At 40.3% G+C, this 14471-nt stretch carries 10 protein-coding genes; 3 read left to right on the top strand and 7 right to left on the bottom strand.

What is annotated here, in order from left to right; all coding sequences use genetic code 11:
- Positions 1-97 precede the first annotated feature (97 nt).
- On the top strand, positions 98-3997 hold the full coding sequence (locus ACH8E3_RS02295) for an S-layer homology domain-containing protein (RefSeq protein ID WP_458630985.1): 3900 nt from the start codon (positions 98-100) through the stop codon (positions 3995-3997).
- A gap of 133 nt (positions 3998-4130) precedes the next feature.
- On the opposite strand, the gene ACH8E3_RS02290 is transcribed toward ACH8E3_RS02295, so the two are convergent.
- From ACH8E3_RS02290 to ACH8E3_RS02265, 6 genes are all read right to left on the bottom strand, one after another.
- The gene (locus ACH8E3_RS02290) at positions 4131-5360 is read right to left on the bottom strand and encodes a cation:proton antiporter (RefSeq protein ID WP_458630984.1); all 1230 of its coding nucleotides are present in this window, start codon (positions 5358-5360) and stop codon (positions 4131-4133) included.
- Positions 5361-5705: 345 nt separating this feature from the next.
- Entirely contained in the window at positions 5706-8798 is a 3093-nt protein-coding gene (locus ACH8E3_RS02285) for an AAA family ATPase (RefSeq protein ID WP_458630983.1), read from the bottom strand.
- Positions 8755-9951 (bottom strand): exonuclease SbcCD subunit D, encoded by a 1197-nt coding sequence (locus ACH8E3_RS02280; RefSeq protein ID WP_458630982.1) that lies wholly within the window; start codon positions 9949-9951, stop codon positions 8755-8757. Before ACH8E3_RS02280 ends, ACH8E3_RS02285 begins: the two co-directional genes overlap by 44 nt.
- A 316-nt stretch (positions 9952-10267) precedes the next feature.
- The gene (locus ACH8E3_RS02275) at positions 10268-10768 is read right to left on the bottom strand and encodes an RDD family protein (protein WP_458630981.1); all 501 of its coding nucleotides are present in this window, start codon (positions 10766-10768) and stop codon (positions 10268-10270) included.
- A gap of 65 nt (positions 10769-10833) precedes the next feature.
- Entirely contained in the window at positions 10834-11214 is a 381-nt protein-coding gene (locus tag ACH8E3_RS02270) for a hypothetical protein (protein ID WP_458630980.1), read from the bottom strand.
- Positions 11159-11959, bottom strand: a complete 801-nt coding sequence (locus ACH8E3_RS02265; protein ID WP_458630979.1) for a restriction endonuclease — start codon at positions 11957-11959, stop codon at positions 11159-11161. The genes ACH8E3_RS02270 and ACH8E3_RS02265 overlap by 56 nt, the downstream gene beginning before the upstream one ends.
- A gap of 152 nt (positions 11960-12111) precedes the next feature.
- Here ACH8E3_RS02265 and ACH8E3_RS02260 point away from each other — a divergent pair, with 152 nt between their 5' ends.
- Complete coding sequence (locus tag ACH8E3_RS02260; protein ID WP_458630978.1) at positions 12112-13059, top strand: hypothetical protein; 948 nt, start codon at positions 12112-12114, stop codon at positions 13057-13059.
- A gap of 146 nt (positions 13060-13205) precedes the next feature.
- Here the strand turns inward: ACH8E3_RS02260 and ACH8E3_RS02255 are convergent, their stop codons facing one another.
- Positions 13206-13916, bottom strand: a complete 711-nt coding sequence (locus ACH8E3_RS02255; RefSeq protein WP_458631179.1) for an endonuclease/exonuclease/phosphatase family protein — start codon at positions 13914-13916, stop codon at positions 13206-13208.
- A gap of 127 nt (positions 13917-14043) precedes the next feature.
- Here ACH8E3_RS02255 and ACH8E3_RS02250 point away from each other — a divergent pair, with 127 nt between their 5' ends.
- Positions 14044-14265, top strand: coding sequence for a hypothetical protein (locus ACH8E3_RS02250; protein WP_458630977.1), 222 nt, complete (start codon positions 14044-14046; stop codon positions 14263-14265).
- Positions 14266-14471: the final 206 nt, after the last annotated feature.

The following is a 14471-nucleotide window of genomic DNA, read 5'->3' as shown; positions in this document are numbered from 1 at the left end:
CTATTATACTGTTGACAGCGCTGTCATTAATATCTAGGCTATATAGTATAGCCTAGATTGAAACATAAAATATTCTAGCAAAAGGGAGGAACTTCATTTGAAATCGAAACGAGTTATTATAATAATGCTCAGTATGTTGCTTGCTCTACCCGTTATTACACCAATGACGCAGAAGGCGCAAGCACAACCCAGCGTTACGTACGAGAAGGTTAATATCGACAATCCGGGGTTTGAACAGGTTAATGATGATGGTAGCTTTCCAGGATGGAATATTAACATTACGGGTGTAGATGACGGATTTCTTACTGAAGCCGTATCTGTCACTGACATTACTTATGTTAAATCTGGATTGCGTAGCTTGAAGCTGGAAGATCATAGTCCGAAGAAAGGAATCGAGTTTAAAAGTAATAAGATTCCAATTGAAGGAGGTAACTTTTATCGAGTAACCACAGCTGTCTATGCTGCTGCCAAAAGTGTAGGTATTTATGTGAAGTATTATGACAATACCGGAAAGTTCGTTGGAGATAGCAATATTCTGGCTAATAACCCCATGACATGGGAAATGAAGGAATTGGAAGTGTTCGCACCTACAACGGCCTCTCATGCAGAGATCTGGTACTATAAATCGCCTGCTGGTGCAGGTACCAAGGTATATATCGATGATGTGGTCTTTGAGAAAAAGATAGAAACTGTAAGCGTTGAACTCGATGCACCCTATGAGGATCAAGCTGTGGATCTTGGTGAAATGGTGAAGATTGGATTGTCACAAGCAGCTACCTTTGGCATGGGACCCGATGGCAAATACGAACAGTATATTACAACGACGGGCTCACCAAGTGCTTTTACAGTCGTCGATGCCATTACGGGTGAACAGAAATTCACCGAACGCGTAGCTGGCGCGAATGACCCGGTGTGGGGAATTGCAACAGGATCAGATGGCAATATTTATTTCGGATCTTCTGCTAAGCTCTACCGCTACATGGTCCAAGATAAAAGAATAGAGAACTTGGGAATTAACCCTACCGGAAATACAACGATCTATGATATTAAGGCAAGCAATGATGGCAAAATATATGGAAGTACATTCCATGCCACGAATATGGGAAAGGTATTCGAATATGATATCGCTCAGGCTACATTTACAGACCTTGGCGTAAGTAAAGCTGGTCAGAAATATGTACGAGGACTCGGCGTAACAGATCAATATGTGTATGCCGGAGTAGGTGAAATGGCTCACCTTATGCGAATTGATCGTTCAACGAAGGCGATAACTGAAATTCAAATACCGCCGATTAGCGGTCAGAAAAAGACACTTTCAGCTGTAGATATCTACAACGGACATCTATTCGTCTATGCAGGCGATCGAGTATATGTTCTGAAAGAAGATGCTAACTATACATTCGTAAGAGAGCTTCCATTTCAAAACAAAATATCTCCACCGTCCACAACAGAGCCTAATATTATTTACTACAAACTAGGTGAGCAACTATATAGCTACAATATGGTGACAAATAGTGAACCCACGTTAGTTGCCGCTATTACGCAAGCGCTTCCTGATACAGATTTCAAAGCACACCATTGGATAACGCCTGATTCCGGACGTTTTGCAGGTCGTAACGTGCTATACAGTATGGCAGCTTATGGTGAGACTATTATTTTTGATCCGGCAAGCGGAGAATATGAATCACATGTAGCACAACTCCCAGTTATAGGGACTCCAATCAATACCTTGGAACATCATGATGGACTATTATATATGGGCGGCTTCCAACGCGGGATGAGTATATATGATATTGCTAGCAAAAAAGTAATTCATGATTATCCAACGTTCCATCAACCTGAAAGCATCGGTTTCTTTAATGGAGCGGCTTATTTCGGAACCTATACGGGTGCCAAAATGTATCGTATGGATTTATCAGAGCCACTTCAATATAATCAATTCGGTTGGGGAAATCCGGGGCTTGCATTGAAAATTGAAGATCAAAACCGCCCTTATGTCATGACGGGTGGCGATGGTAAGTTATTCGTCGGCACATTCCCATCAGGTAGTCGGTTCGATGGGTCATTGACGATTATCGAAGAAACGAAAGATTCTCAGAACAAGATCATAGGTGTAACATCTGAAACCATTAGTAATCCTGCCGACAACCGAACTATTATTGGTCTGGCATATCATAATGGTAAATTGTTTGGAAGTACAACCGCATTCAGCGGCAGCGGAAGTGCAACTCCAGCTCCCCTGCAAGATAATGCTACTGTATTCCGTTTCAATTTCGATACGAAAACAATCGAGAATTCATTCACTCCCAAGGTTGAAGGAATTGATAGTAAAGTTCAAATCATTGGCGAATTGTCTGTTGGCCCCGACGGTCTGATATGGGGTGTAATGGATAGCTTTGTGAATGCAACGATAGGTTACAAGGCAGCCATCTTCGCCATGGATCCCGAAACAATGAATATTGTGAAGAGTAAGATCATTACCACATCACCTAATACAACGAGTAAATATCGTCCATATCATCTACGTTGGGATCATGATGGGATGCTGTATTCAACCATTGGACGAAAATTATTCATGATTGATCCAGAAACATTAAATGCTAAGCAACTGTTGATTGGTAAAACGATCAATTTAATGACAATGTCCGATAACGGAGATATCTATTACGTAGAGAATGCAAAACTATTCAAACTACCTAGAAAACAAGATCCTGTGGACCCTGTAGATCCTGTGGACCCTGTGGACCCTGTAGATCCTGTAGATCCTGTAGACCCAGTGGATCCTCCTGTAGATCCGGTGGATCCTGTATATCCTACGAATCCACCCGTGGATACACCCAATCCTATCACACCAACACCACCTGTTGACTCTAAGAATGAAACAACACAAGTGGTGTCTGCGAGCCAGTTAAGCTCTCAGCAAGGACCAGCCGTGATTGTGGTGAACAGTAATACGAATGAATTACTACTACCTGCAAATGCAGCTGAATTAATTGCTGGTGGAATGCTACAAATTGTTCAGAATAATAACATCATTACATTGCCAGTCGCTGTGCTAGAAGATCTTGCAAGCACACTCGGCTCTAAACAGCACCCTAATTCGTTCATCTCCCTCAACTTAGGTCAACTAAGTACAGAACAAACGAAGGATTTGGCTAACAGTGTACAGAGCGGAGAGCATGTTCAGATAAAGTTAGCTAGTGCAATTATACCTTTAGGGTTGAATCTTAGACTATCATCGGGTTCATTGCTTCCTTATCCGAAGTTTAAGGCGCCAGTGAAAATACAGATCGATATTGGCGAACAAATCGATGGTAAGCTACTTGGCATCTACTATATAGGTCAAGATGGTAAGCTGAATTTCGTTGGAGGTCAAAGAAACGGCAAATGGTTGGAAGCCGAAGTAACTAGTGTTGGAAATTACGGTGTGTTCGAGTATAACAAGTCTTTCGTAGACGTATCAACCAACCATTGGGCTGACATAGCCATTCGGGTATTGAGTGCCAAACATGTATTCAAAGGTATCACTGAAGCTGAATTTGGTCCAACGCAAACACTGACAAGGGCTCAGTTCGTTGCGATGATTGTACGCGCGTTCGAACTTGAATCAAGTGACTCAACGCAAGCCAAATTCAAAGATATAAAGCCAGATGCTTGGTATGCAGCGGATGTTGCAACGGCTGTAGCTGCTGGTGTTGTAAATGGTATATCGATGGATCAATTCGACCCACATGCTTCCATCTCACGTGAACAGATGACTGTAATGCTTGTACGTGCATATGAAAAAGCATACGGACTTCCAAATGTAGAAGGAATACAATTACAATATGGAGACACTCCTGCGATAAGCCCTTGGGCAGATCAGGCAATGAATGTTGCTGTTGAGCTTGGTTGGATGCGAGGCACAACGTCTAGCACACTAGCTCCGGCCAATACGGCTACACGCGCTGAAAGCGCCACATTGATCTATAATGTAATGAAATCATTCTATAAATAATCATTTTAAAAGAACAGGCAACTTTCTAGTTCGATTTCGAACAGAAAGTTGCCTATTTCTTTCGTGAACTTATTCTCGTCCGATTACAATTGCAGCGATATAAATTCGCCCGGAACTTTTAATAGGAATCGTATTATACCCTCTCTTTTTCCTGTGTGACTCCAAGAATCCGCACTAGAGGACGAATCGTCAGACCTTGAACCAGCAAAGAGAATAGAACCACACTAAATGTAAGAACTAAAATATCTTCTCTTCCTTCAAAGGATGGTGGCAGACTTAGCGCTAACGCGATGGAGAGGCTTCCTTTGACCCCACCCCAGTTCAAGATAACTTTCCATGATCGCTGAAATCCTTTTAGAAACATCAGACTTGTATATACTGCCAGTGTTCGCCCAATAAGTACAATCGCTATGGCAATCGCTATGAGTACCCATTTATCTGAAAAATCAATATTTTTTATTTCAAGTCCAATCATTAGGAAAATAAGTGAATTAGCAAGTAATGTCACTACGTCCCAGAAAGAATTGATATTCATTTTAGTTGTTGCAGACATGCCAATACGTGAGCCATAATTTCCAAAAATCAATCCACTAACGGCAACCGCAATAACGCCAGACACCTCGAAATGCTCCGCTATGAAATAACTTCCAAAGAATAAAAGCATAGAAAAGCCAATCTCCAAAGGATAATCGTCATACAGCCGAATTAGTTGGGAGAATAAATAGCCTAAGACCGCACCAATTAGAATTCCACCCACAGCAAATTTCAGAAACAACAAAATACCACTGCCCATCCCTATCCAGCCCATTTCCATATAAGTTAGCAGGTAAACAGAAGAGATTTGGAACAATACAACAGCAATCCCATCATTAAAAATGGACTCCCCTTCAATAATTGTAACCATATTTCGAGGAACCCCTAATGATTTGAAAATGGAAATCACACTGATCGGATCTGTAGCGCTCATCAATGCCGCAAATGTAAAGGCAACCGTTAACGGCAGCCCAAGCGTCATATAAATCAGCAAGCCAATGATTAAATAAGACAATAGTGTTCCTCCCAAAGCTAATGCCAGAACGGGCTTACTCTGCTCTCGAAGGTGGGAGATGGGTAGCTTCAGCGTGGCATCTCCCAACAGTATTGGAAGAAACAATGAAATGATAATGGCCTGGAATATATGAGATTGTGTTATAAAAGCTTCTGCATGCTCCAAGACCGGAATATGTACAAATCCAAGCAATAACCCTGTCAAGACTAAGGCTATGGAATAAGGTTGGTTGGCTTTTTTTGCGATTGCAATGATACCCATAGAGATGGCTAGCAAAATAAGGATCTGAATAAAGACTTCATTAAAGTGATTCACTCCACACCCCCTATTACCTTTGTTTCAAGTTGAACCTTGTGTTCGTTATTTTACCCTAGAGATAGAAGTAATATTACTCGGTTACCTAATATTAGGGTGGCTATAGAATGACGCGGAATCATCGCCTTCATCCACGATGACCCCATAATTAGCGCCTATATCTCCATACTCATGTTTGCATCCTTTATATATTGTTAATTATTACCCGTATAGGTTTGGGATAAATCATATAGATAGGTCAATAGCTTGTCAGCAAACGTAAGTTTGAACAATGAGTGTGATAAAATAATCTCGCCAAAGGCGAGGTATTGAGAAATCTATCTTAGGATAAGAACTCACGATGAACTAACTTACATGAAATTCAGTATAACTGTATCCCTCTCTAGTCTTCTTTACTTCCAAGATCGCAGGTATCGCTTGCTTTAGCTCCTGAACATGTGAGATAACGCCTATCATTCGACCGGATTGCTGCAAGTCAATCAGAATATCAATGGCTTTATTCAATGACTCTTCATCTAGAGAACCAAAACCCTCATCAATAAACATCGTTTCTAGCGAAACACCACCTTCATAAGATTGAATGACATCTGCCATTCCCAGTGCTAAACATAATGAGGCATTGAACTTTTCTCCACCAGATAATGTCTTCACGTCCCTCAACTGACCAGTATAATTGTCATACACATCAAATCCAAGACCACTTTGCTTGCCTCGTTTCTCCATACGATCGCTCCGAACAAGGTAATATTGTCCTCCCGATATTTTTTGTAATCGGAGGTTCGCATTACCAATAATCTTCTCCAAAAATTCAATTTGCAGATAGCGTTCGAAAGAGATCTTTTTACCATTTTCTCCACGTACCACATCATATAAATCTTTAACCAGTAGATGCTTGCGTTCGGCATCCTGACAAATGCTCTCAGCCAATTGTATATTCTCCTTAAGTTCAGTCCCCTTATCATGATTATTCTCGGCTTGCATAAACTCACCACGAAGAATTTCTATGAATAATTCCAACTCCTTCAGTTGCTCCTGTAGCAAGACAAGATCTTGGCGTTCTTTGCCAAGAAGCGACGCATCTAATTCCTCAATCTGCTTGCTTATCGATGCTAATGATGTTTTATACACTTCAATCTCATGTTTCAATGCCACTTGTACTTCGTCAATCATTTTCGCTGCTTTATAGGCTTCTTCAGTCGTAAATCCGCCCTGCTCTAACGCTTCGATATAACTCTGGTTAGCTTGTTCCTTATGGACAATCGCCTCTTTCTTCAGAACCTCCGCATGGTCGCGGCTTGTAACTGCCTTAGTACTCCGTTCATTGGCCTCTTGGTATTGCTTTTGTGCCATCTTCCATGCAACCTCTAGTTGCTTCTTGTTGTCTACCACCACTTGGATGTGCTGTTCTAGCTTCTCTAGACTTCTCACATCTTCTGGCAAGATGGATAATGATTGAACGAATAGCGCCTTCTCTGTCGCATATTCTGTCTTCTTCTCATGGAAGATCACCAGAATAGTTTCACTATATTTACGCATTTCATCTATTTTGACATCTAACGTATTCAACACTTTTTTAAGCGGAGCTAGCTTGGTGTTATCTTCTTTCAACTGCTTCTCCTCTTCAGAAAGCGCTTTTCCTTCCTTCACTAACTCAGAATAAATATGCTCAATACCTTCTATTCTTAAGCCCTGTTCAATCAATTGAAGCTGTTTCTCCTTCATTTGCTGTTCTGTAGCTGTAAGAGTTGCCTTTGCTTCAAGGTGTCTCTTTTCAGTTATTGATTTATCCTTACGTAACATCTCAAGCTCTTCTTTCGTAGGGATGTCCCCAGTTGCAGCTGCTTTCTTTGGATGGTCCACGCTTCCGCAAACCGGGCAATGATCACCATCGTGAAGATGACTTGCGAGCAATCCTGCTTGACCCTCAATCCAGCGGTCCTCCACGATAGAATACGCTTGATTCGCTTGTTCAAATATTATACTACACTCTCTTTCTTCTTCTTGTCCTTTAGTGAATTTTTGTAGGAAAACAAAGTAATCTTGTATCAATGCGGCTTGCTGCCTTAGAAGATTAAGCTTCTCTGTCTTTTCAGGTAAATGATGCACCTTTTCTTCTAAATCCTTGATTTGAGCAGCTTTAGCCGTTCGTTCAGTTTGATGGGTCTCTATTATATTCTGGGTATCCGCATGTTGTTTCGACAAGGATTCTACTTCTATCGTAAGAGTTGATACCCGTTGTTGCTTCTGATCTATTTCCTTTACTGTTGGCAAGAATCCTTGGAGACGATCCAGATCGCGCAAAGCTTGTTCTCTTAATCCTTCCTTGTTCTCTTCTTGCTCGTAAATGACAATAGACTTATTGAGAGATTCCTCTGCCTGCATTAATTCAGCAAGTGCATCTTCGAAGAGCTTAATCTTACGTGACAGTTCTTCCATTGATTCGGCGTGATGCCGCTCATAGACATGAAAGTGAACTGCTTGCTCAGCGAGAGATAATTGCACCTTCTTTTGCTTGAACTCGTTATCTTGTTCGACAAGCTGCTGCCAAATAGTGATTTTTCGATTCAAAAGATCCAATTGCTCGTTCACCGTCTGTGCTTGATGAAATAAGATCGTATTGTCTTGAAGTTTGGTAGTTTCAGATTGCAGTCGTTGTTTCTTTTCTTTCATTTGTTGAACATAATAATGAATCTCTTTATCTAATGCTTCAAGTACTTGATACGTATTCTTATGTTCTTGTTGAAATACGTTATACAGATCAGAGTCTTCGCGCCCGGCCAATGATCCCTTCACATTGCTAATATGAAACTCCCGAATACTTACCAGCTCCGAGCAGAAATGCTGCATTTCCTTTCGTTTTTCATTTAGTTTTTCGGTGACATCTTTGTACAATCCCGTCTTAAAAATACGACGCAATATCTCTTCTTTATTCTCTGTCTCCGAGGTTAACAGCTTGCGGAATTCACCCTGTGGAAGCATGACGATTTGGCTGAACTGATCCTTCGTGAGTCCAATGATTTCGCGAATCTTCTCATCCACCTGCGATACGATAAAGCGGTCCGTAATCGGAACATCTTCTCCACTCTTGATTTCGTATAGCTCGTTTCTCTCACCCGTTGCACCTTTATTTCCTAACTTCACATGGGCTAACTGTCGAAACACACGGTATGTCCGACCTTTCAAGCAGAATTCCAAATCAACGGATGTATGCATTTGATCATTGGCGAAATGACTGCGAAGCATTCTACTGTCGTTTCGATCCTCCCCGCTTGCATCTCCGTATAACCCAAAACTGATAGCATCAAATATGGAGGTTTTCCCCGCTCCCGTATTTCCAGATACGACAAATAAACGGTTATCCTTCAGTTCGGAGAAATCAATTACTTCTATATCCTTATACGGCCCGAACGCCGTCATCGTTAGCTTCAACGGTTTCATATCGCTCACCCTCTTTCTCAGATATTTCTTGCAAGGTTTCGATAAACAATTTCTCGGTTTCTGGTGAAAGTTCCGTTGCACACACTTCTTTATAAAATGATTTGAACAGCGAAAGCCCATCCATTTTAGCTCGTCCATCAACTCCTAGAGATTCCTCGCTCAGCTCTTGAATGGCCATCTTCCGTTGTACATGCATGGCATTTGGATAGACCGAACGAACCCGTTCCATTGGAGATAATACTAAGGCTTCATCAAGCAAGCGAACGAACACATAATCTTCATTAATCGGTTGGCTTTCGATGTCCGCAATCAGTCCTTCTACCGTCCGCATGTCATGTTGTGGTAATAACTCTTTTTTCTCGGTTGTAATGCTTCCGTGTTGATCTAGCTCAACAATTAAATATCCTTTGTTATGATGTTCTTCCGAAATGGAGTACTTCAAAGGCGAGCCAGCATATCGGACCGTTTCGTTACCAACATGATGCGCCTGATGCAGGTGACCTAGTGCCGTATAGTTGAATCCGTCAAAATGTTTGGCGCTTACGTGTTCAGCCCCACCGATGGATAAAGGTCGTTCCGAGTCGCTTGTATTATCCTGAGCTTCACCGCCAGGCGTTACAAAGGCATGTCCGACGAACACGTGACGAGCGCTCGGGTCCATGGTTGCTATGATCGTCTCCGTGATCTTCCGCATGGCATCATCATGTGTTGTGATACTATCATCGCCCAGGATATAGCGTACCTTCCCAGGCTCCATATAAGGAATGAGATGGAAATGGACCTCACCGTGCTCATCACTCAACACTATGGGTTTCAATGGATCCGTAAGTTCACCTGTGATATATAGTCCTGATGACTTCATAATGCTGCTACCGAAATCAAGCCGGCTCGGACTATCATGATTCCCCGCAACCGCTAGTACAGGAATTCTCATCTGAAGTATAATTCTTTCTAACACTCGATCCAGTAGTTGTACAGCTTCCGTCGGCGGAATCGCACGATCGTATAGATCACCCGCGATAACGATAACATCCGGCTTCTCCGTCTCTATATCCTTCATCAATTGCTCCAAAATATATTGCTGATCCTCCGTCATATATACGCCTTGTACCAGCTTGCCTAAATGCCAATCTGCCGTGTGGAATATTTTCATCTTATCCGTCCTTTCTGGGTATCTTTTTACCGTAGCTATCTTGAGGGGTTATATTGTAGACCTAATATAACAAAAGTCCGCTGACAGATAGATGTCAGCGAACTTTTGTTCGGGTGGGTTTATTTTTAGATGGAAATGGTTAAGGAAGAGCTACTAGGAATATTTCATTTCATAATACCCCTGCAATATAAAAACGCCCCAACCTGGGACACATTGTGAAGAGGTGCGGGTGGGAACTGTTCCTTAAATAATAAATCAGTTGTTAAACAATCGTCAACAATTCAATTCTTATCCCCACTTCAAATTATTTCATTAATTATTTATTAACCACATATGTATCGGCCATCATATCGTGCATTCCTCTTTTTTTAGCGTGGAAGGCTACCATAAAATATCCTATTAGAAATAAGCTGCCAGACAGGAGCTGTGCAAGAAAACGTCCACATGAATGTACATACGTTAAACGATTACCGTTCACATCTACTATTTTAGCACCGATAGCCACTTTTCCAAAAGTCCCCTGCATGTGGGTCGAAGGCCAGTATGTATAGTAAAAGACACCTATTAAAATTTCAATTAATAAATGAGTATGAAAAAGATAAAAAAATATGCTTAGAATCAACGAATCCAGAAAAAATGCAAATACACGACTCCAAAATCCAACATAAAGCGATACCTGTGGGATATACACTATTTCTTGACGAATTATATTCGGTTGCTGAATGTGATCTAGAATTGGAGTCGGTGAACTTGGATTTTTGCTATTACCTTCTTCCACTTGCTTCAACCATTTTTGCATGCGTTGATTATGTGACATAATTACCTTCCTCCTGTAATTTACTATTATATAAACTCCAGTTCACTCTCTGGTTTAATAGAATTCTACGGTTCTAAATATAGGTTATTGCTATGATTACTCCACCCTTTGACTTTTCCGCTTACATCAAAATCAATTTGAGACAAACCATAACCCCAAATGTCCCCTATCATTTCATAAGATTGTATACTGTCCGGTGTACCCATCAACTTATTTACAGTTTCCTTGTCGCTTCCAAGTCCAAAAGTCGAATCTTCCTTGCCTAATTCCTTATTCGGCTGCTCAGTAAGCTCACGCGTAGGATCCTTTTGTTCACTAATGAATGTCTCCGCTATCGGTTCTTGTTCTATAGTTGTTGAATCCGCTATAATATAATCACTCTTTCTTTCACTAACTGACTTCCAACCGCTTCGTGTGCCGGCATTTAGGGAAGCTGGTACACCCATAGAACTGACCTCTGGGTCCATTCCGTAACACGAGCTTGGAATTGCATTTTGGACATATTATTTCATCCACAATAGGTATTCCCGCTATATCAGCGATAGGGTTTAGCATCGTAGTATCAACTCCATCAACAACTATGTTCTTCTCTTCCACAACAACTGCTTTGGATAATAAACCCTCACCAGCCTCAATAGATAGAATCATTTGGATCAAGCCTTCTCGATTAATTAATTTAACTACATTAGACTTGGCCAGTTCATAAGCAGCAACGGTGTAATCACTATTGGATACGACCCATGCCTCAACAGCTCCATAATGAGCAATGGATGCTTGTGCTTCTTGCACTGCTTTAATACCTACGTTCTTACTGTAGCGCTTGGCCTGCACAACAATCTTCTTGCTATCTTTTTGGATGATAAGATCTGCGCCATAATCGCCTGCCGCTTTCGTCACTTCTGCTTTGTATCCCTGGGCACGGAATAGATGTCCTAGATAATGTTCAAATTCGATACCTTCCATCTTGTCTATATCAGCGATTCCAGAATTTTTAATACGTTTCTGACTATTTAATTTTCGAATGATAAGAAGGGATGTAAGGAAAGAAAACACCAAACCACCTACAATAATCGATATTTCTATAGATTTCGTTAAGATATATGTTCCCGCCATCGAACCCAACAATACAAGTCCTATAAACCCAGTAATCATTTCATTCATCTGACTTCCTCTGCTTTTATTCCTAGCCATTGTTACGCCTCCGTTGATCATTTCGCATGTTCCTATGATTCGGCATAAAGGAAGTAATTCCCTCTATTCATACCGAACTTTAGACCTATGAAAGAGAATAAAAGTTCTACAAGATACCTGTGTATTATAAAAATAGTAAGAATCAAATCAATATGTGGATACCTAAAGTATGTAGACACTGTTTAAAGGGATTAGACGAAAAGTACATTATCAACCTTAACGGAGAACTGTATTGTGGCGAGGATTGTCTTGATCGTTTTAATGATATCTCCTATGACCCATATCCTTATGAAGATCAATATTTGGGCATCCGAAGAGACTATATCGATCTATTTGAAAACTGGGAGCTTACATTATCCTCAGCAGAGAATAATCAGGAGTGTGAAATAGATGAGATGTATGAAGGAATTGATGAGATCATCGATGATTACTACGAATTCTTCCAATCTGAGGGAGATGATGGCATCTATGCACAAGAAATTTACCAATACATCTGGAAACTAAAAGAATTACAGCAGAAGATACTAGCTTGGCGTCCGAACCGCAAAACATATTATTGGTTATCTACCAATTTAGGCCTGTATGCAAAATATGGTTCAACCGATACACCTTATGACGAGATGATGTACGACAAGATTACTATAGCACTATATTTGGATGGTTACGGAGAGGACTTGCATGATATCATTAAGAATTATGCCCATCCTATTCACTGGGGTTGTAATTTAGTATTTAACAACAATGAGGACGCCACTGAGGTATATGAAGTATTCAAACCATATTTCGAAAGGTATGATCAAGAAATACGTATCATCGAGTCGCATCGATGTGAGGCCCTATACTGCGAAGACATTGCTGATAAAAGCGATGAGAGTTTGTACTTGAATGGCTTCTTTTATTGCAATACACATATCGACTGCGGTGAATATGGTATTTATTCCGAGAAAGAATTAGCTGAGAAAGTTAATTACTATGCGGCAAATGAAGATAGGCGCCAGGTTGTAATCGAAGGTATCGACGACTGGTGTTATCCTTTCAAAGAAAAAGTGAAACGATCGTGCCGCAGCCATTGCGTAGAGATCCCTACATGGGCAATATGAGTATTGAGGGATATTAATATTTTCTCTAGAGGTAAATCTATTGGGCTCCTCATTAAGATCAAGTAGCTGTAAAATCGAATTTATTAATTCCACTCCATGTGGAGTAGAACTACGGTTCACTGAATATTTTGATCCGAGTGATTATCTTACTCAGTCGATCCACTTGTATCTATTACCATTGGAACATGATCACTTTTTGCGATCCAATCCACAAATCCCAAGATGTTGATCTTAGTATTCTCATTTATAAATGACTGTGACAAAAAACAGTAATCGATATGAAATTGATTCATCATATCCTTTCTGAACGCAAGGGTGTTTGTACGCTCTTCCCCTTGCTTCTCTTGCGTTAAACGATGATATAAACTCGTAATATAATTATTTTCTAGAAATTCCACAACTTTTGAATGATTTCCTGTCTTTAAATGTCCCTTGTCCCATATAGTATTACTATTAAAGTCTCCTATCAAGATGGTATCTTTTTGAAGTAGATGCTTATATTCCTGTATTGCTAACCACACTTGTCCGATATAACGATTATTTCTATCATTAATATCGTTTTGTGCCCATACTGCGAATAAATTAAAAGCGTATTGACCACTCACCTTAACTGGCAGTATATATCTAAATAAAGGATTATATTCTTTTTGAATTTCAATATTAATATTTTCTTTAGCAACGACTAATAGACCTTTATTATTATTGTTACCAATCCAGATTCTATTCGGGTATGATTTCAACTCTTCAATATTCAACTTAGAGGTGTCTTCGCTCTCCTGAATCACATACATATCAGCATCAAACTCCAACAAATATTTCGCCTTATTTCTAAATGCTTGATTACAATTCCAACTTATTATTCTTATTGCCCGCTCACCTTCCTTTCAATTACTTTTAGTATGATAAAAGTTCCACGAGACCCCTATGTATATTGTGTGAGAGAGGCAGCCTAAATAACACAGAAAATCGAAGGAGATAAGATCATTGTCATTAACCAATGAAAATCTATCAACCATTCCACATAAAAATCAAGCTTCTTGCTGGCAGCATTTCAAAACAATCTTAGATGATCAAAGTCTTTTAGAGGAATATGGGGAGATGATTGTGTCTATTCTGAATTCTTCGTTCTTCTGGAGAGCCATACAACGACGTTTAGATTTTCTTATTTATTCGATGATTATGAACGGAAGTTCATCAATTTCCTAAACTCTTTTCTGGACGAGAGAACAATGCGGTATAGAAACTGATGCAACATTCAGTGTCATTGAACAGGACATTGCGATTCTTATAAACCCTGCAGGTGATGTATGAATAATCCAGTTGTTACGCCACTGGGTGAGTGGAGTCGTTGAAGAATTACCAGAGATAGATGATGAAGCTTGCTATATGTTTCTCTCTGCTCCATATTTCAC

It is taken from the genome of Paenibacillus sp. CMAA1364 (genome assembly GCF_054373195.1).
Note: the sequence above shows the minus strand (reverse complement) of the source record. Positions and strands in the feature narration are given on the sequence as shown.